Genomic DNA, 26894 nt, shown 5'->3' on the forward strand with positions numbered 1-26894 from the left:
ATCTGCAAGGCACCGTCCTTCATTGCAATATGACTCAATCCGAAAGCTTTAATCGCCCGATCTGACTGCATTCTTCCGCGAACCATACGGCACCGACCGGACCGGCATTTGCCGACGGAATTGGAAACTCCCTAATGTCACCGTCTACCGTAATTCGGCCGATTCGATTGCTCTGATTTTCGGTAAACCATAAGGCCCCATCCGCGCCCGTTGTAATAAATGACGGATAACATGCTTCCAAAGGAATTTTTCTTGTCATTCAACCAAATATCCGGTTGATAGCCGGTTTACCGCGTCCGGTCTACTCGGAACGCCGCAGCCGCGAATACAAGAAGTCTACGATGTGCATCACTTCCAACGTTTCCCGAGGCTTGTGCCTTTCGACGCCGAGCTTCATTTGGAGCAAACAGCCGGGATTGCTTGTAAGCAAGTAACGGGGATTCGTTTCGTTCGCATGACCCATCTTGCGTTCCAATATTTGTCCCGCCATCTCCGGATTCGTGACATTGTATATCCCCGCGGATCCGCAGCAGCGGTCGGATTGCTCCATCTCGACGAACTCCGTTCCGGCGATTCGCTTCATCAATTGCCGCGGCGCGTCTCCAGTCTTCATCACATTGCGCAAATGACATGAGTCTTGGTATGTAATGCGAACCGGTTCCGGGTGGTTTTGGGAATCGGCTGCGTCAAGAGCGTCAGGCAGCCGTCCTTTGTCCACAACGAGTTGACTGACATCCTTCACCCGTTTAGCAAACGATATCGCGTCTTCTTTTACAGCGGAATCACCCTCAAGCAGATGATCGTACTCGACCAGAATGGCGCCGCACCCGCCGGCGTTGGAGACAATGTAATCGACATTCGCATCTTTGAACGCTTGAACGTTGCGGCGGGCGAGCTCCCGCGCCGTGTCCGTCTCTCCGCTGTGCGCATGCAGCGCGCCGCAGCAGCCTTGCGCCGTCGGCACGACGACCTCGAAGCCGGCTTCCGCAAGCAGCTTGGCCGTATTGACGTTCGTTTCGGTAAACAGAACGTCCATGATGCAGCCCCGAAACAATCCTACACGGGCGATGGGCTCTCCGCGTGCGGAAAGGAACGTTCCGATCCGGTCGGCCACCCCATTAGACGAAGCTTCAGGCAGCACGGCCTCCATTTCTCTTAAGTGCTTCGGCAAGATGCGCAGCAAACCGATCATACGAACCGCTGCCTGCACCCCGGAACGTTGGTAAAACCGGAGCAATCCGCCGAGCCGCTTCATTCTGCGCTCGTGCGGGAACAGATGGCGGAAAACCAGCGTTCTGATGCATGAGACCGCGGCCGTATGCTGCGGATGATCTTCGATCGCATCCCGCGCCTGCTCGATCAATCGGCCGTATTTGACGTCAGCCGGACATACCGGTTCGCATGCCCGGCAGCCGAGGCAATGATTCATCTGTTCGCGGAACCGTTCATCCGGCGCCATCAGTCCGTCGGCGACGGCTTTCATAAGCGCGATGCGGCCGCGCGGCGATTCCGGCTCCAGACCGGTTTCTTGAAACGTCGGGCACGCCGGCAAACAAAAGCCGCACCGCATGCAGTTCGTCAGTTGATCGTAATCCAGCTTCTGAAGCAGAGTGCGGGCAAGCGGATTATCGAGCACGATATCGGGCTTGCCTTCCTTATAACGTTCAACCATTCCGCTCTATCACCACTCTTCTGCGCGACTGCTTCGGGAACAGCTTGCCGGGGTTCAACAGTTGGTGCGGATCGAAAGCCGTCTTGATGCCTTTCATAACCTCAATGCCCGCCGCCCCGACCTTCCACTCAAGGTATGGCGCCTTGACGATTCCTACGCCGTGTTCTCCGGTAATGGTTCCCCCAAGCTCGATCGCCGCTTCGAATATTTCCTCGAACGCTTGCTCCACGCGATGAATCTCTTCTTTATCCCGCGCATCGGTCGTTATCGTCGGATGCAGGTTTCCGTCGCCCGCATGGCCGAACGTTGCTACATGAACATTGTATTTCTTCGCGATTTCGTTAATGCGCCGCACCATATCGGCGATCTTCGAACGCGGTACGGTGGCGTCTTCAAGGATCGTCGTCGGCCGAATCCTGGCCAGCGCCGTGAACGCGCTTCTCCGCGCCGTCAACAGCTTCTCGGCTTCCTCCCTGGTCGAAGCCACCTCCACACGCGACGCTTGCTCCTCCTCGCAAATCAAACGTATTTGCTCGATGTCTCTCTGCACCGTCTCGGGTTCGCCGTCTTGTTCGATCAGCAATATCGCATCCATATCGCGAGGCAGTCCGAGCTTGGCGAAATCGTCGACGACCCGGATCGTCGGATTGTCCATAAATTCAAGCGTTGCGGGAATGATGCGCGCTTCGATAATGGACGAAACGGTGCGGGCGGCGCCGTACATATCCTTGAACAACGCAAGCATCGTCTTCTTCGCTCTCGGTGGCGGGATCAGCTTCAACGTCGCTTCCGTAATGATCGCAAGCGTTCCTTCCGACCCCACTAACAGCTTAGTAAGGTCATATCCCGCCACATCCTTCATCAACTTGCCTCCCGTGCGGATGATTTCGCCGTTGGCCAGCACCGCTTCGAGGCCGATGACGTAGTCTTTCGTCGTTCCGTATTTCAAACCGCGCAAACCGCCCGAGCATTCCGCGATATTGCCGCCGATCGTGGAAATGCGCATGCTGCTCGGATCCGGCGGATAAAACAACCCTGCCGCTTCGACGCGCTTAATGAATTCTGCGGTTATGAGTCCGGGCTGAACGGTTGCGGTCAAGTTTTCCAAATCGAGCTCCAGCAAGCGGTTCATCCGGTGCATCACCATGACGACCCCGCCCTGGACAGGCACCGTCCCCCCGCACAAGTTCGAACCCGAGCCGCGGCTGACGACGGGAATTCGATGCGCGGACAGAACTTTCATAATTTCCGATACCTGCTTCGTATCGGATGGGTAAATGACGCCGTCAGGCAGCGATTGCAGCATCGGAGTGCCGTCGTAGGAATGAGTGACAAGCGCTTCTTGATCGTTCCGGAAAGATTTCTCACCGACTATGTCTCTAAGCTGCCGGACAATATTGAGGTCCAACATCGTTATATCCCTCCTTGAGGGTTTCGATCAATTGCCGATTCCGGCTTTGGCGGCTTATTCACCGCCTTGACGGCCGGATATGCATCACCTAACGTCACCGGCAGTACGCCGCAGAACTCTATAATGCCCAGCAGCGCCTTCGCCGCGCTTTCGAGTGCCAACGGCCGCGCTTCGTATGCTGCCACGTATGCCGGGATATCGGGAACAGTCCGATTTTTTCCCGAAGCGTCATGCGTGCAAGCAACGTCTCCACGTCCAATCGTCTCACTTCCCCGGCAAAGTGTAAATAGGTTGTCTGCGCCCTATCTAATGCGCACCTTCCTTATCCCATTCCGCAAGCACACGCCACAATCCTGCTTCTTCACCGATCATATTTCCGTTGGTACTTTTCGATCTGCTGGTAATTGTTCTATTAGATAAACCGTTCAAACCCTTCTAACTTGTGTAGTTAAAAAACATGGCAGCTTGCCGGCTGTCTCCTCCGGCAAGCTGCCATGTTTCATATGCTTGATTCGAAACCTTCCCGCCAAGTCGGATACACCGGCTCCCAACCATATTGCCTTCTCGCCTTCGCATTCGAAGCTCCGCGTTCCCAACCGCTGCATCCCGGTGCGTACTCCGGCTCCGGCGCACCGACCGCCGACGCATATACCGGGAGCCATATCGTCCCCGGCGCCGGTTCGTCATCCACTACGTTCACGGGACCGTTCGGCCATTCCAATGCAGCAAGTGCTGCCCGCGCCGCATCCTCTACATGCAAGAACGACGTAACGCCCTCCGTCGCTTTCATCTCCATTCGGCGCACTTTTTCGGCAATCATGCCGTTGCGGTCATACCAAGTCCCAGGACCGTATAGCATACCATAGCGAAGAATGACGTATTCGGACATTTCGGCAACCGCCTTCTCTAAAGCAAGAACGCCGTTTACCGTCGTTTTTCTCGGCTCCTGAGCCTCAACATCCAGCGGAACCTCTTCCGTCGCAGGCCCTTCATCCGGCTCATATGTCCAAGATATGCTTTGGGCAATCATACGCCTTACGCCGGCCGAATGCGAAGCGTCAACCAGATTTCGTGTCCCCTCCTTTCTAATTCTTGCATTGTCCTCCAAGTTGTAGTCGCTTAATGATGTGAGCTGATGAATAACGACTTCCGGACGAACCTTGCTAAGTGCAGCGAAAACCGCATCCCGGTCCAAAGCGTCGGCAACGATCGGCGCCGCGCCCATTGCTTTCATGGCTCTCTTGGACGCTTCGTTACGCGTCATTCCGTATACTTCATATCCATTGCGTACCAACAAAGGAAGCAGCGAACGTCCGATTACGCCGGTTGCTCCCGCAACAAATATCTTCATAGTCGCACCTCCCGCAAATAAGACAAGAATGAGCACGGATTTGTGACATCTGAATCGGAAAACCGCGCTACATTTTGCTGGCGAGGAATCGGTTCGTCCCGTGTACAGCGGTTCTGGTTCATCCTTCATCTGCAGCGGTACGTTATGCCGCAACAATAGACAAACTATTGTTCTCCTCACTGTTGCGGCAAATTTTTCCGCTGCACAACGGTTAAACCGCTCTTGGCGCCTGATTTGTCGGAGGAGCGGCAATTTTTGCCGCTGTGTTTCAACAAATATCGGAATTCGCTCTGCAGCGGCAATTCTTACCTCTATTCAGGCGCCTATTCAACTACATACAAAGCCTTCAGCAGCACCATCGACTCTTCCGGCACGTAGTACTTGAACTTGTTGTCGCTTATAGCGCCAAGGAGCTGGCGGCGAATCGGATCCGCGTCCTTCAGCAGCCGCTCCGAAGCTTGATGATAATCGATCGGCCGCATCCAGATCGGACTGTACCCTAAAAACAGCTGGCGTCTTGTATATTCCGAATGATTCGGGGAACCCGCATGCCACAAGTTTTGCGCAAATATAAACACATCGCCGGGCTTGCCGCACACCTGCACCTCTTCCTTCAGCTTTTGCCGCACATCGGTATGGTTCGGGTTATAAGGCTTGTTATGACTCCCCGGAATTACTTTCGTATTGCCCCGGTTCGGCTCGGACATGTCGCTCAAAATATAGCATGTTTTGATATAGAAAGTGGGTGTTATGCCGTTGATCTTCGGAAACTGCGGATGAGGGCCGTCCTGATGCCAGTCGATAAAGCTGTTCGTATTCGTCTCCAAATCGTCTGGATTAGGCTTACGAACCGTCAAATGAGAGATATGAAGCTGAATATTGTATCCTAACAAGTTCACTATTAAAGGCAGCACGACGGGTTCGTCAATGAGAGATAAAAACTCCGGATGCCGTTCCACACTGTTATAAATGTTGTAAGAGAGACTTTCCTCTTCTTCTTCGAGCACCGAATCGACCGCTTCGTTCAATCGCTTCACTTTTTCCTCGGAAAGCACGTTGCGAAGAATTAAGAATCCTTCTCCCATGAATTGCTTCTTCAGCGCAGTAATATCCATATTGATCCCATATTATTTACCGTAACCGAGCGCTTTCAATTGTTCGTTGGCAGCATCCAACAAAGCCTTGTAATTCATCGTCGTTTCGAGCGTGTTCAGGAATGCGTCATATTCGTCCAGCGTCCGCTTCCCATATACGAACTTTGCCAGTTCCTCTTCGATGTACCGGTCGGCATCCGCGGCGGAATAGCCTTCCGGAATGTCGACAAATCCGTTCAATGCCTCGATGCGCGGTTGATCGTTGGCAAACTTGATATAATCCGCTTGAGCAGCGAATTTCGTCTGCAAATATTCCATTTCGGGTCTGCCGGTAAATTGATACAGCCATGAGTAGCCTACTTCACCGATTTTATCCGTCGGAACGACCTTCCCGCCGTCGACCGTAAAATGCGTCCCTTCGACTCCGTACTGAACGAGATTCGATCCTCCATCCGGATCCGAAATATAATTGAGAAGATCGAAGATTCGCTGCAGTTTCTCCGGATCTTTCTCGAGAGCTTTCGGAATCGCATAGCGTCCGGGAGAATTTCCAATATCCCAAGGGCCGTCGAATTGTCCACCGGGTCCTTTCGGAGGCGCGATCTGAATCCATTCCGCTTTCGGGTTGACGGTTTTGATCTGTTCGACAAATTGTTCTTTTGTCATAGCCGGCCAGTCGATATAGACGATGCCTACCTGTCCCTTGATCGCTTTCTCCTGATGCTGCAATGCCGTGTTCGCAAGCAGCTCGGGATCGACGAAACCGGAATCGATCATCTGCCGGATGAACTCGAGCGCGTCTTTCATCGCCGGATCGTATAATGCATTGACAATTGTGCCGTCTTTTTCGTAGAAGTTGGCGGGCACCGGCATTCCTACCCCGAAGGCGCCGAACACCGGAGCGAACGCTTCGAGTTTTCTGCCCGTCAACCCGTACGTATCCTTCTTTCCGTTTCCGTCCGGATCGCCTTCCGTGAACGCAATGGACACCTCCAGCAATTCTTCGATCGTCTCCGGCACCTTCAACTGCAATTTATCCAGCCAATCTTTCCGGATAAAATACGTAGTATACGGTATTTGCGGCGATTTGGAGATCGCGTATACTTTTCCGCCCACCATCCCCTTCTTCAAACTGTCTTCCCCGATAAACGATTTCATTTGCGACAATTTGTCCATATACGGCGTCAAATCGAGGAGCAGTCCTTGCTTCGAAAATTGCAGAAGCTGCGTACGGTCCAAACTGAATAAATCGGGGAAATTTCCGGAGGACATCCGCACGTTCAACTGGTTTTTATAATCGTCGCCCGAAGGGTACACCGTCAAATTCAAATCGATATTCAACGCTTTATCCAATTGCTGCTTTATAATATCTTTGTCCGGCGGCGGCAAATTGCTCCCGGGTTCGATGATTTCGAGTTTAATCGTTTTTTTGGAATTCTCAACTTCGGATTTGCCGCTCTCTTCATTTGTTGAACCGGGCTGATCCGATTGTCCGGCACCCGGTGCCGCCGTTTGTTCGGCGCCTCCGCCACCTCCGCAGCCGGCAAGAAGCGAACCGGACAGCAAGATGAACGATAATAGGATAACAGTCAGTTTCCGCATGTCTTTTAACCCCTTCATTGTTTTTTATTGAATGAGCGCCGCATCGCTGGCCAGTTACAATGCGCCGCCCAAATTAACCTTTGATCGAGCCGAGCAGCATCCCTTTCGTGAAATGCTTCTGTATGAACGGATACACGACGATGACAGGCAAACTGGCGATCATTACCGAAGCCATCTGCATCGTCTGCGTAGGCATCATGTTTTCCGCGTTTTCCAAGGGCTGCTGGCTTTGCATCAAAATTTCGCGCACAACGACCTGCAGCGGGAATAACGTTCGGTCCGTGACATAGAAGATCGCTTGAAAAAATTCGTTCCAATGACCGACGAGGTAAAACAATCCGACGGTCAGGATCACCGGAACGGAAAGCGGCGCCACAATCTGAAGCAGGATACGGAATTCCTTCGCCCCGTCCATTCTGGCGGACTCGAACAGCTCCTCGGGAAGCCCTTCGAAGAAGCTCTTCATGATCAGTACATTAAAGCTCCATACCGCGTTCGGCAATATCATCGCCCAAACCGTATCGAGGAGCCCGACCTCCTTCACGGTCAAGTAAGTCGGAATCAATCCTCCGTTAAACAACAAGGTAAACACGATCATGAGCAGAAATATTTGTCTCCCCGGCAGGTTTTTACGGCTTAGCGGATACGCCATCAATCCTGTCAGCACAAGATTGACGGCGGTTCCGACAATGGTGATAAACACGGTCACTTGGAACGCCTGCGGAATATTCGATTCGGTGAGCAGCTTTAGATAAGCGGAGAAAGTGATTTCCCTCGGGAATAAAATGAATCCTCCGTTACGCAGCACCTCCCCAAACGGCGTTATCGATACCGACACGACATACATAAGCGGAAATATGGCGGCGAGACCGCATACGGCAAGAATCGAATAGACGAACGTATTAAAAATTTTGTCTTCCAAGCTTCTCACCATATGCCCTCACCCCATCTCTTTGCCATTCGGTTCGCCAATAAGACGAGAATCAAGCCTATTGCGGATTTAAATAAGCCGACCGCGGATGCAAGGCTGAAATTCATTTGCTGCAAACCTGTTCGATACACCCACGTATCCAAAATATCCGCTACAGGATACACTTGAATGTTGTAAAGAATATAGATTTGATCGAACCCTGCGTCCATGAGGTGGCCCAATTTCAAAATAAACAGCAGGATGATGACATTTCGAATGCCGGGAAGCGTAATGTGCCATATCATCAGGAGACGGCTAGCGCCGTCGACCCTCGCTGCTTCGTATAACATTGGGTCGATCCCCGCGATGGCCGCCAAGTAAATAATCGCGCCCCATCCTAGGTTTTGCCACACTTCCGAGCCAACGAGTATGCTTCGGAAATAATCGGTAGAAGTCATGAACGGAATCGATTCCCCGCCCGCCTCAACGATCCATCGGTTGACGAGTCCCCCGTTTTGCGATAACAACGCCAGCAATATCCCGTAGATGATAACCCATGAAAGAAAGTGAGGCATGTAGGTGAGCGTTTGCACAACGGACTTCAACCATCGAATGCGGCATTCGTTCAATAATAACGCGAGCATGATCGGAGGAATCATACCCCAGATCAGCTTATAAAAACTGATCAACAGCGTATTGGTGAGCAGCTGCTCGAAATAAGGCGAATTGTAAAACGTTTGAAAATGTTTATACCATGGACTCGCCCACGGACTTCCGGCAATTCCTTCCATAATGGCGAAATCCTTGAAAGCGATAATGACTCCGTACATAGGGTAATATCGAAAAATAATGTAGTAAATTACGCCGGGTAACAACATCAAATAGAACGCCCGGAATTTCCACACCGTTCTCCACATTGCGGCGCCCATGAAATCCTCCTTATCAGTTTGAATACGCTTTCAACTTAGCGGTTTCAGTATAACTGACTGACTCTTTGCGCCGATATACAGAAAACGTGTAAAAGTGTTCGAAAAAATAACATCTTTGCTAACTCAAGGGAAGATCGATCCTGACGACCGTTCCGACCCCTTTCATACTGCCGATACGCAGCCCGTACGAACTGCCGTAGTGAATCCGGATTCGTTCATGGACGTTATTCAATCCGATTCCGGTAAATCGGTGTTTTGAAGCTTCCGCTTCAGACCGCTGCGTCAGCAGCGGGATATTTTCACGCGCCAGGCCGACTCCGTCGTCCCGGACGAACAATCTCAGCTTTCCTTGCTCCGAGCGGCCTTTGATCGTCACTCTGCCTCCGCCTTTCGGGGCGATGCCGTGAAACAACGCGTTCTCCACGAGTGGCTGAAGCGTCAGCTTCAAGATTTTGCAATGCATGACACTCGGATCGATATCGAACGAATAGGCGTATTTTGTCCCAAACCGGACTTGCTGGATTTGCATATACATCGTAAGACCCTCAAGCTCTTCTTCGATCGAAACGAATTCCGTGTTTTTGTCAAAACTGAACGAAAGCAATTTTACAAGCGAACGGATCGTGTCGCGTACCTCGTCGATTTTTCGCTGTTTGGCCAAACTGCTTATACAAGCAAGGGTATTATAAAGAAAGTGAGGAGCGATTTGGCTGCGAAGCATTTTCAGTTCATATTCCTTCTTCCTCTCTTCCGCCCGTTTCGTTTCTTGCAGCAGATAGTGGATTCGCTCCAGCATTGCATTATAGCTCTTGGCCAAACGGCCGATTTCATCGCGTCGCGTTTCCGACAGCTTCGGCACGACATGAAAGTCGTCCAAGCGGTCCATCTTGTCGACAAGCCGGCGAATCGGCCTTGTAAACTGCCGGCTTAGCGTGAACGCGCTGATCAGAAGGATGATAACCCATATAACCGTCGCCGTTCGGTAATTGTTATACAGCCGCTGTAAGTCATGATAAAAATAATCCTCGGCGATGAATGCGATGAGAGACCATCCGAGCCGGTTTTTATTCGATTTGACGGCGATAAGGGGTTCGTTGTTTCCGTAAATGCTTCCCACGCCGACCTTCAGGTCCTTGAGTTGTTTTGAAAAGTAAGGTTCCAGTACCGGAGGGTAAGTTTTCGGCTGAAAGGGCAGCAATTTATCGCGGGGATCCAACCGGTTGATGACATTTCCGTTGGCGGTAATCAACGTGAACGACTGATAGATCATCGGCGCGATCCGGGACGTCAGCAGCTCCAAATTCACCTCGGCAATGACAACGCCTTTCACTTGGTTCGAGCGGTCCGTTATCGGCCGCATATAAGCTATCGTCTGTCCCGACATAGGAGAATAATATGGCTCGCTTACATTGATAGCTCCGTAATTGTCGGGTGCGGCATTGTATAATTCCTTCAAATGCGGGTTTCCGATGACCTCATAGAACACTTGTGAGTTGGAGTATACTTTGCCGTCTGCGCGTACGATATACAGCGTTTTTGCAACGGAGCTGTTATAGCTCGCATATTTTTGCAGAGTTTCTACGGCCGCTTGCTCGTTCCCGTCTGCAAGTAGATCGTGCCGGGTCGATAACAGCAGAAGGATATTTTCGACACCATCCAGGCTGGCATCAATGAATTGGTTCGTTCTCGCCACCAGCAATTCCGCGTCTCTAGTCACTTGTTCTTTGAACAGGCTTTCCGCTTCGTTCAAATTGTTCCAAGCAAGCACCATAAATAATGTCAGTGTGACAAAGAACAAATATATGAATTGCTTTGTCGCAAGTCCAAGCCCCGTATACCAATGAAACAGCTTCATCCGGCAGTCCTCCGTTCTAAGAATTGTCGGATGCTCCGCCAAGTCTCTTGAAATCCGTCGGCGCCACTCCCGTCCAATTGCGGAATGTAACGGTGAAGTACCGGTAGCTGGGAATCCCGACCTCCTCTGCAACCTCATATACTTTCTTGTTGGTATTCTTTAATAGATCGATCGCTTTTTCCATCCGCAAACGGGTAATATACCGATTCACAGACTCTCCTGTTTCTTCTTTAAACAAGCGGCTGACGTACTGAGGACTTAAACCGACGCGCTCCGCAATTGCCGGCACTGAGATATCTTGCTTCAGATTGTCTTTGATCCACTGCTTGGCTTCCCGAATTTCCACTCGCATTCTTTCCGCTTTTCCTCCTGCCGATTGAAAGTCCTTCACGAGCAATGAAATTAAACTCCGGAGCGTCTGCGCTTCAGTCAGCTGAACATGAATCGATCCGTCTTTGAGTAGACCGTCTTGTTCATGCAGCCGCTGCAGCCGCCAATTAAACAGCCATTGTTTTAATTGGTTCGGACGGATGCGCTGTTTTACGCACCAAACGGAAAAATCATGCTGAAAGTACGCGCATAATTTATCCGTATCCCAGCTTGCTTTCCTGATATTTTCAAATAACTGCTTCTTGTGCTCATCCGTCATTTCCGCCATTGGAATCGGTTCGCCATCAAATATATTCCGACTTGTATCCCCGTCATAAAATCGAGCCTCTTTCCACAACGAGGTCGTATACAGGGCTTCGATAAAGTCCGTCCTGTTCCGAATCGGTTCGCTAATCACCGCATGCATAATCAGATCCGTTTCGGCGTTGCAAACATTCCGTTCATATTCGGATGTCAGCTGCCGGAACAACCGTTCCACCATCCGCTCCATGTCGGCCACGCTGCCCGAACGGGAGAACATAATGAAAAGTTCGTCTCCTGTAACGGATACCCACGCGACACAGTCCGGATACTCCTTCTCAAAGGTATCAATTACGGCTTGTATATCCTCTTGAACGAACACGAATTCGCCGATTGGGATGTCGATAAACAAGCGTACAATACGGCAAAGAGTTTCGGTTCCTAATCCGAGAAGCCCCCAATCCGAATCGCTGAGAGAAACGTCCGTCTTTGTGTAGGAATCGGCATTATTCAGCTCCTTCAATAGGTTTCCGACCAACTTGGACTGCAATGTTCTTCGTTTCGATTTTTCATTGTTTCGAACACTTCTTTCCCGCTCAAATGCCTGTTTCGCTTTCATCAGCGCCTGCTTCAACTCTGCCTCGTCCATGGACACTTTCAAGATGTATTCCAGCGCGCCTAAGCGGATCGCTTCTTGCGCGTACTGAAATTCGCTATGGCAAGTCAACAATATGACTTGAACGGAAGGATAGGCGCTTCGCAGTTCGCGTATGAGAGTCAGACCATCCATAATCGGCATCGCAATGTCCGTTACGACCACATCGGGGACGTGTTCATGACACTTCTGCAAAGCATCTTCGCCATTCTCCGCTTCTCCGATGACCACCGCCCCGCACGACTCCCACGGAAAAGCCCGAAGCTCCTGCCGCAGCGGGATTTCGTCATCGACCACCAGCACCGTCATCGGTTTATCCGCCATCGTTTTTCTCCTTTCATCATACTAAGGGGAAATCAAGTATTAATTCCATTCGAGTAAGCGATTGCATTGCAATTAGTCATTATATGATGTTAATCCTATCTTGATCTATGCACAAAGTCCGCAAAAATGTACGAAAACTGATAAAAACAAAAGACCCTGGGATTATTTTCCCAGGATCTGCGCTTTAAATCTATATTCACTAACTGACTCCCCGTTTATCCGCTAGCTGCTTGTCCAGCCAATGAATCAGTTCGCGGAAACCGTCCAACGAAAACTGGATGGCTTGTTTCTCCTGATTCTCGCCGTGCATCTCGACCAACATTTTATTTTCATTCTCAGTGCATACGACATGATAGGTTACCGCACTGCCGTTAATCTCCTCATCCCAATTGCACATATAGCTTGTGACGAAACTAGGTCTGGACTTTCTTGGCTGTTCCATCGGTTTTTCCTCCGCCGGATTATATTGTCTAACTTCCTCTTCTTCATGAACTGCTTGAACTTGCTGAACTTCCTGCCGAACATCCGGAACATCCGCTTCCCCTTCTATGTCCTGCCGGTCTTCTAGGACGGTTTCCGTTGTTGCGGCGATTTCAAGAGAAACGTCGTCATCTTCCGGTGTATGTACCGTTCGGGATGCAATAGCTTCGGCCGCAAGATAAGGTACGGCGTATTTACGAATAATTTCATTCATACGATCCGGCTTGAAAGGCTTCATGATGTACCCTTTGGCGCCTGCGTCCAAAGCGTCGAAGATTAAGTCCTGTTGATTGCTTGCCGAGCAAACCAACACAACGGCTTTAGGATCGATTTTCATTATTTCCTTGATCGCTTCGATCCCGTTCATCTCCGGCATCGTCAAATCCATCATGACGATGTGCGGTTTAAGAGTTACGTACAGCTCTACGGCTTCCCGGCCATTCGCCGCCTCACCCGCAACCGTGTAACCGAACTGTTTCAAGTAATCCGCGGACATCTTTCGCATAAAATTCGTGTCATCTACTATAAGAACACTGTAAGACATTATCGTACCCTCCCCTTCGCTTACCTGATTTTCAACACTTCATCAACGGTCGTTTTGCCGCTTCTCGCCTTGAACAATCCGTCATAAAACATTGTTTTGTGACCTTTTTTCTTTAAATATTCTTCATATTCGACGACAGGAAGCTGTTGAGAGATCAGTTTGCGCAGCGTCTCATCGATCGTTAATACCTCATATAAGACCGTTTGTCCGCGATAGCCGCTATTGCTGCAAAGTCTGCAGCCGCTCCCCCTGGTTACGACCATCTTCCCGTTGAAATGTGCGCTTACCATGGTACGGAAATTACCGAAGACGGTCTTGCTCGCTTGTTCTTGTTCTTGCTGCAGCAAATTATGCTCTTCAAACAGCTTCGTCTCCTCATCCGTCATCGGTACGCTCTGAGCGCATTGACTGCATACTTGGCGAACGGACTGTTGGTGAACGACACAAACCAGTGAGGAAGCTACGAGTCTTGAATCGATCCCGAGCTTTTCAAACCGTTTAATCGTTTCGATCATACTCGCACTTTCTATTGCTCCAATCAGCAAACAATCCGTGAGTGACGCTTTTACCGCAATCTCGCCGGTATCGACGCCTTTCATATCTCCAACCATTACGATGTTGGGGTTTTGCCGCAATATCGCTTGAAGACCTCGTCCGTACGTTAAACCTGCCCGTTCATTGACCTCGACTTGAGTAACTCCTTCCAGCCGGTGTTCAATCGGATCTTCAATCGTGCTGATCTGCAGTTCGTCTTTCTTGACATGGGCAAGTGTGGAATAAAGAGTTCCGGTTTTGCCGCTGCCGGACGGACCTGAGATAAGAATGAGTCCGTTCCGGCGCTGCAACGCGTTCTTCAATTCTCCCAGCTGTTCCTCCGAAAAGCCAAGCTCGGATAATGCGCTAATTTCTTGTAACCGTTTCTTTATTTTTAGAAACGCATTCTCCCCGTGAAGCGTCGGAAGCGTTGAAGCTGTTACATCGCATGCATGCTCATTGATTGTTGTCGCAAATCGACCTTCATGCGGCAATAGTGAATCGGTTGAGGGAATTTTCGCCAATCTTTTAATATGATGAATAAGAGCTTGCTGTTTATCTTTCGCGATTTTCTTTTTCGCTTTCAACCCGCTTTCCAGCTTGTATTTGACAACCAGCCCGGCTTCTTGCGGATCCAAGAAAATCTCGTTCGATTTGTCGTTTAGACATTCCGTTAGCAGTTCAGTCAATATTTGTTCGCTCTCGTCGTCGCCGTAGTGAAGCTTTATCATCTGCTGCAGCTCGGATCGCATGGCGATCAAAGGTTGAATGCTCATCCCGGTAACTGCCCGAACTTCATCGATCGTTTCTTGATGCTGCGGATCAAGCATGGCTAACCTTATTTTGCCTGCTCTTCGTTCAACCGGTATGACATTCCGTCTTGCGGCCAACTCTTTATCGATCAGTTGAACCGCATCTTTCTCTATGATCGCTTCGTTCAGATGTATGACAGGGACGCCAAGCTGAAACTCAAGCGCTTCCGACAATTGCAACTCCGTAATCGCCCCTTGATCCACCAAGATTTCGCCGAGCTTTGTCGATGAATGCACCTGTTGATCCAAAGCCTTTATCAGCTGTTCTTCCGTAATAAGGTTATTCATCTTCAAAAGTTCGCCGATTCTCATAGTGGCCTCCTATTTCAAGGAATTCTGCGGCAAGAGGTTTTTTTAACAACAAAAAACCAAGCATCGCGAGCAACCCGGCGGTCATGTCATCGATAACGATGATGTAGATCCGTGGCTTTGCGTCCCTGACTTTCGTAACAGGTTTGCCTTTATTCATATACTTGGTTTCGAACGTTAACGATCTTTAAATCTAAGTCTATTATATCAGTAGGAAAGATTAGAGAAATAGGCAAATAGAACGGAGTTGGAATTAGGCCTCATTTGCAAATATTACTCCCATAGACCTGAATATTGTCGAATTTTTTTACATTATGAAATATGATTAGGCATAGATTGGAAAATGCCGTAGACCATCATAGTTCGTTCGTACTGGAGTTCTAACGATTCAGTTTCAGACTATATTCCCGCCTGTTGCAGAATTGGACATATCCGATTTTTCTAAAAGCATTGGCCATCGGTATGTTATTCACGTCGGTGTCAGCGCGTATGGCTGTCTCTCCGGCATTAATCAACGTTTCGGTTCCATGATGGAGCAATAGCCGGATGAAACCCTTTCCCCGATACTCAGGAACAACACCAATATACCCTATGGTGGCAAAAGTCGGGCTTTTCGCAGGCATCACCAATCCAATCAATTGACCGTCATGAGCGTAAGCAAGCTGCCACCATGCCGGGTCATATTCCATCTTCGTAAGATCCTCAAACATGCTTTGAGCTTCCATCTCTTCGCCCAGCAATTCCCGGTCACGTTGTGAGCGGCGGTCCAGCGTGCCTTCGGTTACGCGTTTGATCGCTTCGACAAACCGTGCTTCGCCTGCTTCGGTAAACGTACGAAATATTAAATCATGGGATATCGCGGAGAGCGCGGCTTTATCGTTCCATTCAAACCGGTACGTTTCACGCTGTATTTTAAAACCGATCTGCTTAAGCAATATTATCCGTTTTTCCGGAAAGTGCTGCCATTGCGGCCAACAAGAAGGTGAATCAAGAACGTACCCTGTCTCTTCAGCTCCCAGCTCTCGCATTTTTGCAGTCATTTGTTCCAAAAATTTAGTTCCTGCAGCAAGGTGGTCTTCGTTTTCCCAATCCAGATCCAATAACACCAAATCCAGAGGTTTATCTAAGGTTGGCAATGTCCAGAACGCTGCCCGGCCAACCATTCGATTTCCGGTTTCGGCGATAAAACACCAGTCAATCCTCATGCTTCCGGCCGAAAACATGCTTTCCGCATACCGTTTCATATCAAGCGCCCGGCCGGCATCGTTTCCGAATTGAACAAAGCGGTCGAGCTCCTCGTAAGTACGGATAGGGCGAACAGTTATGTTAGGAATATCGTTTCACTCCTTAGGCGGATTACTCGTATGAGCGGTTTGACGGCCATGAACCTTGGAGCTTTCGGATCTGTATGATTTGGCCGGTGTGATATGCATCATGAAGTATAAGACTGAACAACGAAGTACCCACCGGCCGCTTCGGGATTTCCCGCTCCAAGTCGTCATCGCCGTATCCCACGATAATGCCTCGAATCGATTTGTGAATCTCATCCATTTTACGCACCGTTTCTTCCCAAGCCGACGGGTCGGCGGATGCGGCGGCAAACGTGTCGTCATTCGTTATTCCTTGCGGGAATTCCTTTTCTTCTCCTGTTAACCGCTTCAAAAATCTTTCCTTGTAGAACATCAAGTGTTGGACGTTCTCCCAGATCGTATTGATCGAAGCTCCTTCCGGCTTCCAATTTGCCTGCTCGGCCGTCACCCCTTTCAGCGCTTCGGCCAACGGCGGATACCAGTCTTCCTTGTCATAGCAAATATCCCACCCGTGCAGCAAAAATGCTTTCTTATCCATACAAATCCCTCCCGAATAAATTATGTAACGATTAAAATGATATTTTGGTAGTTACAATCGGATAGTAACACATGTGAAATGCAGTTGCAAGTAACTAGCAAAACATATTTTTACATGTTACAATCATCAGAATAAAAATACCGGAGTGGAATGACATTATGTTGTGGGATGATTTCTTGAACAGCGATTATCACGATTGGAGGGGAGGAGACCGGTCCGAAGACAGGCTGGACAAGGCCGGATGGCTGGATCAATGGCTCGGGGAACACCATCTCTCCGTCACGGGCAGGCCGACTGAGGAAGAGATGGCGGAATTGAAGCGGTTTCGGGCATTTTTATTTGATTTGGTGAAACGGCTTGTACACGGCTCCGAGGCAAGCCGCGATGACATCCGCACTCTGAATAAGTTATTGGCCGGCGGACCCGTAGTTCGCCAAATCACAGGCAGCGCCGGCGGTTACCGGTTGGAAACGCAACATTTTTCAACTCCCGTAGAATGGCCGCAGGTAATGGCGGAAATCGCAGCTTCCTTCGCCGATGTGCTGATAAACGGAGAGATTTCCCGTATCCGGATTTGCGACAATCCGGATTGTTTATGGGTTTACTACGATAACACGCGCAATCGTTCCAAACGGTTTTGCGACGACAAAATGTGCGGCAACTTAATGAAAGTCAGACGCTTTCGCGCACGCAAGAAAAGCTCGGAAATATAAGATTAACCGTCGTCCAACGACACTTCTACAACAATTGCCGCATCGGTCTTCGGAACCCGCAACTGCAGATCTATGCAGTACAGCCACTCCTTCCCCTCATTGCCATGTATGAACGGTTCCCGGATGACGCTCAACACAAGCTGCTCCGGGTCGTACGTCAATTGTATGCCGGTACCGCGGCTGCCCTTGATGCGTACGGTTCCATCCCGCATCACGACCGGATCGAAGAAAGTGACGAAACGTTCTGTCAATCCGGAGGGACATTCACTGAAGCTATATCGATCCTCCAAGCGCAATGCGCCGGATCGCTTATCAAACCGGAAATGCCTTATAAGCGAAAGCAGCTTCGGACACGAATACGCGCCCGCGATATCCATCACATATTCGTCCGCAGCATCCGTTATGATCGCGGAGTGTATTGTCGCGCGATGTTGCATTCCGGCCAGTTGATACGCGCCCTCCACAATCGGTACGGAATGGCCGTGCGATCCGGTGTAAATGAGAGAATATCTGGCGTCGCCAAAATACTGTTTCGAATAGACGCCGGAACCCGGATCGGCAAGCAGCTGCTCGCCGTCGACCAAATAAATAAAGCTGCCCACATCGTTATGGTTGTGCGGTTCGCCGTTATGTCCGCCTTTGGCGGAAAAAGCGGTCTTACGGGTGCCGATCGTACGGCGGCTGACCAGAATTTGCGCATCCTGCAAATAATAGTCCGCATCGCGAAGCCCGCTCCCGGCATCGGATAGGTTGTTCCAAACCAGATTGCGTATGACGAACAGCCACCGGAAACAATTGTCGCCGAGAATGCCTGCTTCGTATTGACGTTCCGGTATTTCAAGCTCTTCATACCGCGATTTTAAATAATGCGTTAACCCCGGATGGTAATCATACGTTTGCGAACTGTCCGAATAGCTGAGCACCGCGTTGCCGTACAAATAACATTTTTGTTGGAACAACGCAATGTTTTTTATTTTCTCTCGCTTCATCAAATCGATCCGACCGCCGGTCCTTTGCCGTAGCAGCTCGGCGAAGCCGGCATAAAAACCGAATCCGTAGTTCCAGTAAAGTATGCCTTCAAGACAAGCGCCGTCGTCCGTAAACCCGCCCACAAAGCAGTCCAAAGTGTCCGCAACGCGGCGAAGGATAGGGTAAAGAGCATCGTCGTCCTGGATCAGGTACATGGCTGCCGCTCCGACAGAACCTGCGCAAACCGCGGCCCAGTTCATATCCGTCGTCTCCCACCAATACGCCGTGGATGCGGATAAATAAGGATCCAGCACGCGAGACCTCGCTTCTTCGCGAGCGCGGTATACGACGAGCTCCGGCAAGACGTCTTCAAGCAGGTGAACGATTTCGCACAGATAAAGAGCGGTTTCCGCGTTAAACAAATCGATTGTTTCCCGGTGATTCGCTTTTTCGGTGACGCGAAGACTGTTACCTCCTAAATGCGCAGGCAGGCACCAGGTGTATTCGCCGCATATCGCCCATATCGTGTCTTCCAAGGCTTCCACGTATCGAGGGTCGCCGTCCGCAAGCGATAACACCGCAAACACGTCCAACCGCCTTCTTCTTTCGAAATAAACTTTCTGAAACTGTTCTCTATCCCCCGTCGTATCATAGAGCTTATATAATCGAAATGGAATCGTCTCGATCGGCTCCTTCAACAGCCGATCCCCGATTGACCGAAATTCATTCAATTTGCGTACGAATTCAGGCGAAGACTTCCGTTCATGCCATCCCTCCCGGCCTTCCGGGAAAAGCAGACGCCGGCCGTCCCCTCCGCTCTTCATCGTTCCGTACTGCAGTCCAGTCAATATCGCCTGCATTTCCACCAATACATTTCCCCTTTCCTTACCTATGGGATTCGTCAATGACCGGTGTTTTTCCTTTTGTCTTGACGATGATTAGCTCCGATGATATAGTTCTTGTGTATAATTGTTCGATAATGAAACTATTAGACAAGCGAACTAAATGTACTAACCAGGGAGTGAGAATTAAATTGATCGAAGGAGCCGTGCTCAAACAACTGATTGAGCGGTATCTGAAAGCAATGTTCCTTGTGGAAAGGAAATTCGGCGTTTTGCTGAAGGATGAGCTTGTCGGAGACTTGACCCCCGAGCAAAGCAAGATACTGCTCTATATTCGTACAAACGAGTCCTGTACTTCGACGGAGCTGGCGGAAGCGTTCAGTGTGGGCAAAAGCTCCGTCACCGCCATTATCGCCAGATTGGTCGATAAAGACTTAGTCCGACGCATACCGGACCGGAAAGACCGCCGCGTCATATATTTGTCGTTGACCGGCAAGGGGCGCGAGGCTGCACTAGAAATCGAAGAAAATACCCACCGGGTACTGTCCCGACTTATCGCCAATTTTACTCCGGAGGAGGCGAGTGCGTTTATCGAAACGTATGAGAAGTTGGCGCGTGTGCTTATGCAAGCTTCGGAAGAAGGAGAGATCGGGAAATGAGAACGGTTTTGAGATGGCGGTGGGCTGTGTTGGCGGCATGGCTCGTTGCAGCCGCCGTACTGATGGTTACGGCGCCGAACATGGAGCAGCTTGTACGCGACAAAGGACAAATCAGCGTACCCGACGGTTCCCCGTCTGCGCTGGCCGGGAATTTGCTGAAGGAAATGAATGGCGGAACCGCCGATGAATGGTCGTCTGCGCTCGTATTCCACAACGAGAATAACCTGACCCCTTCCGATAAAGAGGAAATTAAGCGCGGGCTGCAGAAGCTCCGGGACGACCGGCATGCCGGCGTAACCAACGTCGTCACCCATTACGACACGCCCGAACTGGAAAACCAGTTGGTGTCCCAAGACGGCAAGACGGTCCTTGCGCTCGTCAGTCTGGAGAAACACGGCCGGGAGCCGGCACAAGCGCGCGACGCATTATATGCCGCTGTCGCGGATGTCAATGTGGACCATTATTATACGGGCGGTTGGCTGATTGAAGAAGATTTGGTCGAGAGCTCGCAGGAAGGCCTTAAGAAAACCGAATGGCTTACCGTTATCTTTATCGTGGCCATCCTGTTCGTCGTGTTTCGTTCAGCTGCGGCTCCCTTCATTCCGCTGCTGACCGTCGGATTGACCTATGTGGTTTCGCAATCGATCGTTGCCTGGCTTGTCCGGTATCTTGATTTTCCATTGTCCACGTTTACGCAAATTTTCTTGGTTGCGATTTTGTTCGGAATAGGAACCGATTATTGCATATTGCTGATCAGCCGGTTCAAAGAGGAACTCGCGAAGCGCGGCGACAAAGCGGATGCGATTGTCGAGACATACCGGACGGCGGGCAAAACCGTCTTCTTCTCGGGGCTTGCCGTTCTAGTCGGATTTGCCTCGATCGGATTCTCGACTTTCGTGCTGTACCGTTCGGCGGTCGCCGTTGCCGTCGGGATCGCAGTTTTGCTCGTTGCGATCGCGACGCTCGTTCCGTTCTTCATGATGACGATGGGCAAGGCGATTTTCTGGCCTTCTAAAGGAGCGATGGAGCATAAGGAAAATGGGCTATGGGGAGCGGTCGGCCGCTTCTCCATGAAACGTCCGGTGCTGGCGCTCCTGATCGTCGCGGCGGTGGCGGGGCCGTTTCTATTCGCGTACAAAGGAACGCCTTCCTTTAATTCGATGGATGAGATCGGCAGCAGCTTCAAATCCGTGAAAGCGTTCGACATCATATCCGACAGCTTCGGTCCCGGAGAGTCACTCCCCTCGGCGGTTGTAATCAAAGCCGACAAGGAGTTCGATACCCCCGAAGGTTTAGCGGTCATCGAGCAGGTGTCCCGGGAGCTCTACCAAATAGACGGCGTCAAAACGGTTCGCAGCGCAACGCGGCCGACCGGAGAGGCGCTTGAGGATTTGCAGGTGGCGAAGCAGATGGATGCGCTCGGCAGCGGGTTGGGCGAAGGCGAAGACGGATTGAGCAAAATAACCGAAGGTCTTGCCGACGCCGGCAAGTCGTTAAGCGACAACGCACCCGAGTTGAACAAGGCGGCGGACGGCGCGAATCGCCTGGCGGACGGAACTGCGGAGCTGAAAGCCGGGATTGTCAATCTTGGCGACGGTCTGAAGCGGATCGAGACCGGACTTCGGGATGGAACGGCCGGTGCGGGAGAACTGAAGAACGGGCTGGCTCAGGCGCAATCAAGCGCGGAGCAATTGGCGGCGGCAAGCGAACAATTGCTGGCCAACTACCGGCAGATGGGATCCGGGCTGTCGCAATTGTCGGAGACGTATGGCGGCGTTGGGACGAAAGTCAACGAGTTGACCTTGGGGCTTTCCGAATTGGGCAAAGGCTTGAGCACACTTGCGGATAAATATCCGGATCTGGGCAGCGATCCCGACTTTGCGAAAGCGCAAGGAGCAGTGGCGCAGCTGCAATCCGGCGCTTCGGAGCTTGGCGGAGGCATCGCGCAATTGAATGCGCGGCTTGCCGGGATTGCGCAAGGGCTGCAGCAGGCTAACGACGGATTCGCCCGGGCTTCCGAAGGGCAAACCAAGCTGGCGCATGGGCTTGGCCGGATAGTAACCGGCATTGGGCAGCTTCAGGAAGGTATAGCTCAAGCGGCGGACGGCCAAGGGCAAATCACGGCTCAGCTGCCGGAAGTCGTTGGCGGCATCGAACGAATTGAGCTTGGCCAGCGGGAGCTTGGCGACGGTTTTACCCGGCTCGCCAGCCGGCTTGGAGAGTTGACCGACGGGCTTAATCAGAGTGTTGACGGTCTGACGCAGGTCACGGATGGGTTGACGTCGGCGCAGCAATATTTGCTCGAGCTGTCCTCCGCTCCCGACAAGCAGTTGACCGGCTGGTTTCTGCCGGACGAAGCCGCCCGGAACGAAGAGTTCCGGGATGCGGTCGGAATGTATGTCTCAAAAGACGGCAAGATCGCCAGGTTCGATGTGGTGTTCGACACAAACCCGTATATGTTGGAAAGCTTGAAGAAAGTCGACGAGCTACAGGCTGCGGTCGGAAGAGCATTGAGAGGGTCGGCTTACGCTCAAGCGGAGTATGCGGTTGACGGCGTTTCCAGCATCAACAACGATTTATGGAGCATCTCCGGGGCGGATTATTCCCGAACCGTCGTCCTTATGATGATCGGAATCGGCTTGATCCTTGTCGCCATGTTCCGCTCCATTGTAATCCCTCTCTATGTGATGCTGTCGCTTTGGCTGACCTATTATACCGCGATGGCGATGGCGGAAACGCTCTTCGTTCGCATCCTGGGCTTGTCGAGCATCAGTTGGACCGTGTTTTTCTTCGGCTTCGTGATACTCATTGCGCTCGGAGTCGATTACAGCATCTTCCTGATGGACCGTTTCAAAGAGGAGCGCATGTTGGGCGCTAAAGAAGCGATTTTGAAGGCGATGCGGAGCACCGGAAGCGTAATAATGTCGGCCGCGGTCATTCTGGGCGGAACGTTCGCGGCGATGATCCCTTCCGGCGTCATGTCGCTCATGCAAATTGCCACGGTCGTTCTTTGCGGTTTGTTCCTGTACTCGTTCGTCATGCTGCCGTTGTTCGTACCGGTGATGGTCCGCACGTTCGGGGAAGCGAATTGGTGGCCGATGAGAGGCAGGGAAAACCAGGCGCGGCGATTAAAGCAAGAGGAATCGGCACAAGCGGTATGTAATTAGCGCTGCGACCTGAATTGGCTTGGCGTGACGCCTACGAATCGTTTAAACTGTCGCATAAAATGGGTGTCGTTCTCATAACCGCACATCTTCGAAACGGCAGTCACGGATAGCGAACTGTTCTCCAAAAGATACTTCGAATACTCCAGCCTGCTGTTGATCATATCCGAAACGACGGAACACCCGAATAGTTCCTTATAAATATGCTGGAAATACGATTTGCTCAAGTTGACGCGCGAAGCGATCTTTTCAACAGGCAAATGTGTTTGCGGCGAACTGTACAGCTCGTTGCGCAGCTCGGAAAACTCGCGAAAATACCGGTTCATCTTTTCCGGTAAAGCGGCTCTTTCGAGAAGATTGCTAAGCTTCAAGAAAAGCGTTCTTATATCGGTGTCAATAATCTGTTCTCGTAACGGACCTCCAAGCCTGTTGATGCTATGCAAATCTCTTATATACCTTGTTATCAAATACGGGTCGGCAGCCTTGATCAGCGTATCCAAAGGGAAATTCAACTGCTGAAGGAAATCTGTGACTTCACTGCCTTCGCAATGGAACCAGTCGTTGACGAACGGTTTCTCCGAATCCCGGTAAAGATGAGGTGTCGCAGGGCGGAAAATAATGAATGTATTTTTTTCCGCCGCCACCCTCCTTCCATCTATAACAACCTCCGAATTGCTTCTGAATAAAACAAAGGCATAATTCCCCGCCCCTGCCGGACGATCTATCGCAATCCCGTCCTTGTGCACAATATTATGTCCGCAGCTAATCAAACGAATCATTATCGAATCCCCTCAAAAAGCACGATAAGTCAGTTACTTGCCATTATAGATTATTGTTTCCGAGCGGACAAGCACTTACAATCTGAGAAAAACAGTCAAGGAGACAGAAATCGATGAAAGCAGAAGCGGTATTAAAAGTATACACACAAGAACGCGGCGCGAAGTTAGGCGACATGTTCGGCATTTTTTTCGAGGATTTGAATCATGCGGCGGACGGCGGACTGTACGCGGAGCTCGTTCGAAACCGTTCTTTCGAATTTGATCCGATCGATCGCGCAGAATACCATTCGCTGACAGCCTGGGAAAAAGTCGAACGCGGCGGCGGGAAAGCGGAAATTACCGTAGAGGAAGGGCATTCGTTACACCCGCGAAACCCGCACTACGTTGCCATTGATATTGTATCCGAGGGCGACGGTGTCGGGATTATGAATCTTGGATTTAACAGCGGAATTCCTGTCAGGCAAGGAGAAAATTATTTATTTTCGGTCTATGCAAGACGAGATGAGAGCTTTGGCGAGCCGGTTAAAATATCGATTGAAGCTATTGACGGCACCGTTCGAGGAGAAACAACGATCACGGTGCATTCCTCCGAATGGACAAAATACGAAACGTCAATTACGGCCAATGCCACCGATACCGGCAGTCGTCTAGTCATTGTAACGAAGGGAAAAGGAAAACTTTATCTCGATATGGTATCGCTCTTTCCGGCAAAGACATTTCGCAACCGGCCAAACGGCATGCGGGAAGACATTGCGACGCTGATCGCGGATCTAAAACCGAAGTTTATGCGTTTCCCCGGCGGATGTCTGGTGCATGACGGTTCATTGAATGCCGATGACAGAAACTCGATGTACCGGTGGAAAAACACGATTGGCGATCTCGAGCAAAGACCGGCCAGACGGAATAACTGGGGCTATAATCAGACACTCGGTTTAGGTTATTACGAATATTTTCTGTTCTGCGAAGATATCGGCGCCAAGCCGATTCCGATTTTGCCGGGCGGAGTCGACCCGCATCATAATCGAATCGTTCCGCTTGAAGAACTAACGCCCTGGATTGAAGACGCCCTGGATTTGATCGAATTTGCCAACGGAGATTCTTCCACCAAGTGGGGTGCCGTACGGGCGGAGCTGGGTCACCCTGAACCTTTTAACCTGGAGTATATCGGCATCGGTAACGAGGAAGTCAGAGAGCCGTTTTTTGAACGATATCCGTACTTCCACAGGGCGATAAAAGAGAAATATCCGAAGATCAAAATTATCAACACAAGCGGACCGTTTGCGGCGGGCGGAGAATATGAACGAGGCTGGAAATCGGCAAGGGAGAACAAATCGGATCTTGTAGACGAGCATTATTATCAGTCTCCGGAATGGTTTCTGGCACATATTGACCGTTACGATGACTTTAAGGCCGATGACCCGAAGGTGTTTTTAGGCGAGTATGCTTCATGGGGAAACACCTATTATAACGCTCTTGTAGAAGCCGCTTTTATGACCGGGCTGGAAAAAAACGCGCACGCGGTAGGGCTGGCCTGCTACGCGCCGATGCTTTGCAATGTAGACTATGTCAATTGGAAACCGGACTTGATCTGGTTCAACAATCATGAAGTGTATGGAACGGCAAATTATTACGTGCAGAAGCTGTTTATGCACCATCAAGGCGATCAACTGTTAAAAATGGAAGCAACCGGATTGGAGAAAAAACAAGAACCGACGATGAAGCCGATTAACGGTGCGATTGCGCTTGGGACAGACCTTTGCTCAATTCGGTTTTCGGATATTCGGCTGGTTAACAGCGATACCGGAGAAACGAAAGATTTCAATATGTCTTCTGCCGAGCTTTCGGATACGACTGAGGATCGACAAAACGGATCGGCTATAAGAACGCTGGATTTGGGAGAAACGGATTGGGAAAACTATACGCTGACTCTAAAAGCCAAAAAGGTCAGCGGGCCCAAAGGTTTCAACATTTATTTCGGAAAACGCGACGACAAAAACCAGCTGATCTGGGAAATAGGCGGCTGGGCGAATGCGGACTCCAATATGTGTTCCAGCGTGAACGGCAGAACCTCTTGCCTCACCCAATGCACATTTACTCTGGAATCCGGCGTTGAACACGAGTTTAAATTAGAAGTTTCGGGAAGACAGATCCGCGCTTACATTGACAACGTGCTATTCAATGAGACGGAAGACAAGATTCCGGTTATCGAGCCTCTGTATTTTTCGTCAAGCATCGAGCATTCCACAGGCGATGTCATCATAAAGGCGGTCAATGTACATGAGAAAAGCGTTCATACGCAAGTTGTTTTGGAGGATATGCAAAAATCGTCTTTGACCGTTGAAGTGTTTGAGATGTCCGGCTTTGCGCTTGATGACGAAAACAGCTTTTCGTCTCCTGAGCGGGTATCGCCGAAGCAGAAGCAATTTATCGCGGAAGGCTGCAGTTTTTATTACAATTTTCCAAAGCATTCTGTTACTGTCTTCAGAGTGAAATGATCCCGAAAATTTAAGAATACGAAGGTTATTAATGAAGAGAGGCTAACCCTGACGCAAAATATGCGGGTTAGCCTCTTGCTTATTTAACATCCGCTCAGCGAATTTGTCGAAACACCCAATCGCCAGTAACAATACTTTGATCGGATGATGTTATTTTTAAAGAAGCGCATCGTACAATCGTGCCATCGTTGTCACTTCTCGTACCAAATTACTTTTTAATAAAGAGTCCTATTGCACTTGTTTTGAATTATAATGAATGATGATGGTGCAATAACAGATCGAATACTATCGAATTATCATACAATATTACGAG

The 26894-nt window shown here is 50.4% G+C and carries 21 protein-coding genes and 1 riboswitch; of the genes, 4 read left to right on the forward strand and 17 right to left on the reverse strand.

The window, feature by feature from the left end:
• Positions 1-34: 34 nt before the first annotated feature.
• The 15 genes from JET16_RS03000 to JET16_RS03070 all read right to left on the reverse strand — a co-directional run bounded on the left by JET16_RS03000 (position 35) and on the right by JET16_RS03070 (position 16960).
• On the reverse strand, positions 35-259 hold the full coding sequence (locus JET16_RS03000; protein WP_199614091.1) for a virginiamycin B lyase family protein: 225 nt from the start codon (positions 257-259) through the stop codon (positions 35-37).
• A gap of 42 nt (positions 260-301) precedes the next feature.
• The gene (locus JET16_RS03005; RefSeq protein ID WP_199614092.1) at positions 302-1672 is read right to left on the reverse strand and encodes a (Fe-S)-binding protein; all 1371 of its coding nucleotides are present in this window, start codon (positions 1670-1672) and stop codon (positions 302-304) included.
• Positions 1665-3083: an FAD-binding oxidoreductase gene (locus JET16_RS03010; protein WP_199614093.1), complete on the reverse strand. Its 1419-nt coding sequence runs from the start codon at positions 3081-3083 to the stop codon at positions 1665-1667. Before JET16_RS03010 ends, JET16_RS03005 begins: the two co-directional genes overlap by 8 nt.
• A 2-nt stretch (positions 3084-3085) precedes the next feature.
• The gene (locus tag JET16_RS03015; protein WP_199614094.1) at positions 3086-3244 is read right to left on the reverse strand and encodes a hypothetical protein; all 159 of its coding nucleotides are present in this window, start codon (positions 3242-3244) and stop codon (positions 3086-3088) included.
• A gap of 338 nt (positions 3245-3582) precedes the next feature.
• On the reverse strand, positions 3583-4434 hold the full coding sequence (locus JET16_RS03020; RefSeq protein WP_199614095.1) for an NAD-dependent epimerase/dehydratase family protein: 852 nt from the start codon (positions 4432-4434) through the stop codon (positions 3583-3585).
• A 323-nt stretch (positions 4435-4757) separates the two neighbouring features.
• On the reverse strand, positions 4758-5549 hold the full coding sequence (locus JET16_RS03025; RefSeq protein ID WP_199614096.1) for a phytanoyl-CoA dioxygenase family protein: 792 nt from the start codon (positions 5547-5549) through the stop codon (positions 4758-4760).
• A gap of 12 nt (positions 5550-5561) precedes the next feature.
• A complete protein-coding gene (locus tag JET16_RS03030) occupies positions 5562-7130 on the reverse strand; it encodes an extracellular solute-binding protein (protein WP_199614097.1) in 1569 nt (522 codons plus the stop codon).
• Between the two features lie 73 nt (positions 7131-7203).
• Positions 7204-8064 carry a carbohydrate ABC transporter permease gene (locus JET16_RS03035; protein ID WP_199614098.1) on the reverse strand — a complete coding sequence of 287 codons (861 nt, stop codon included), beginning with the start codon at positions 8062-8064 and terminating at the stop codon, positions 7204-7206.
• On the reverse strand, positions 8058-8969 hold the full coding sequence (locus tag JET16_RS03040) for an ABC transporter permease (RefSeq protein WP_199614099.1): 912 nt from the start codon (positions 8967-8969) through the stop codon (positions 8058-8060). Before JET16_RS03040 ends, JET16_RS03035 begins: the two co-directional genes overlap by 7 nt.
• A gap of 118 nt (positions 8970-9087) precedes the next feature.
• Complete coding sequence (locus tag JET16_RS03045; protein WP_199614100.1) at positions 9088-10824, reverse strand: cache domain-containing sensor histidine kinase; 1737 nt, start codon at positions 10822-10824, stop codon at positions 9088-9090.
• 16 nt (positions 10825-10840) lie between these two features.
• Positions 10841-12433: a response regulator gene (locus JET16_RS03050; protein ID WP_199614101.1), complete on the reverse strand. Its 1593-nt coding sequence runs from the start codon at positions 12431-12433 to the stop codon at positions 10841-10843.
• Positions 12434-12632: 199 nt separating this feature from the next.
• Positions 12633-13457, reverse strand: a complete 825-nt coding sequence (locus JET16_RS31035; protein WP_199614102.1) for a response regulator — start codon at positions 13455-13457, stop codon at positions 12633-12635.
• Positions 13458-13477: 20 nt separating this feature from the next.
• Complete coding sequence (locus JET16_RS03060; RefSeq protein ID WP_199614103.1) at positions 13478-15115, reverse strand: GspE/PulE family protein; 1638 nt, start codon at positions 15113-15115, stop codon at positions 13478-13480.
• Positions 15116-15180: 65 nt separating this feature from the next.
• Positions 15181-15273: riboswitch (cyclic di-GMP riboswitch) on the reverse strand.
• 219 nt (positions 15274-15492) lie between these two features.
• Positions 15493-16356 (reverse strand): GNAT family N-acetyltransferase, encoded by an 864-nt coding sequence (locus tag JET16_RS03065; protein WP_199614104.1) that lies wholly within the window; start codon positions 16354-16356, stop codon positions 15493-15495.
• Between the two features lie 112 nt (positions 16357-16468).
• Positions 16469-16960, reverse strand: a complete 492-nt coding sequence (locus JET16_RS03070) for a DinB family protein (RefSeq protein ID WP_199614105.1) — start codon at positions 16958-16960, stop codon at positions 16469-16471.
• 158 nt (positions 16961-17118) lie between these two features.
• On the opposite strand from JET16_RS03070, the gene JET16_RS03075 reads away from it, so the two are divergent.
• On the forward strand, positions 17119-17673 hold the full coding sequence (locus JET16_RS03075; protein WP_199614106.1) for a CGNR zinc finger domain-containing protein: 555 nt from the start codon (positions 17119-17121) through the stop codon (positions 17671-17673).
• 2 nt (positions 17674-17675) lie between these two features.
• Here the strand turns inward: JET16_RS03075 and JET16_RS03080 are convergent, their stop codons facing one another.
• Complete coding sequence (locus tag JET16_RS03080) at positions 17676-19511, reverse strand: heparinase II/III family protein (protein ID WP_199614107.1); 1836 nt, start codon at positions 19509-19511, stop codon at positions 17676-17678.
• A 164-nt stretch (positions 19512-19675) separates the two neighbouring features.
• Here JET16_RS03080 and JET16_RS03085 point away from each other — a divergent pair, with 164 nt between their 5' ends.
• Together JET16_RS03085 and JET16_RS03090 are read left to right on the forward strand one after the other, a co-directional pair.
• A complete protein-coding gene (locus JET16_RS03085) occupies positions 19676-20143 on the forward strand; it encodes a MarR family winged helix-turn-helix transcriptional regulator (RefSeq protein WP_199614108.1) in 468 nt (155 codons plus the stop codon).
• Positions 20140-23310, forward strand: coding sequence for an MMPL/RND family transporter (locus tag JET16_RS03090; protein WP_199614109.1), 3171 nt, complete (start codon positions 20140-20142; stop codon positions 23308-23310). Before JET16_RS03085 ends, JET16_RS03090 begins: the two co-directional genes overlap by 4 nt.
• On the opposite strand, the gene JET16_RS03095 is transcribed toward JET16_RS03090, so the two are convergent.
• Entirely contained in the window at positions 23307-24086 is a 780-nt protein-coding gene (locus JET16_RS03095) for a helix-turn-helix domain-containing protein (protein WP_199614110.1), read from the reverse strand. The two genes, JET16_RS03090 and JET16_RS03095, sit on opposite strands and share 4 nt — an antisense overlap.
• 113 nt (positions 24087-24199) lie before the next feature.
• Here JET16_RS03095 and JET16_RS03100 point away from each other — a divergent pair, with 113 nt between their 5' ends.
• Positions 24200-26581: an alpha-L-arabinofuranosidase C-terminal domain-containing protein gene (locus tag JET16_RS03100; protein ID WP_199614111.1), complete on the forward strand. Its 2382-nt coding sequence runs from the start codon at positions 24200-24202 to the stop codon at positions 26579-26581.
• Positions 26582-26894: the final 313 nt, after the last annotated feature.

Origin of the sequence: Paenibacillus alkalitolerans (genome assembly GCF_016482785.1) — a bacterium.
Classification (GTDB): Bacteria; Bacillota; Bacilli; order Paenibacillales; family YIM-B00363; genus Paenibacillus_AE; species Paenibacillus_AE alkalitolerans.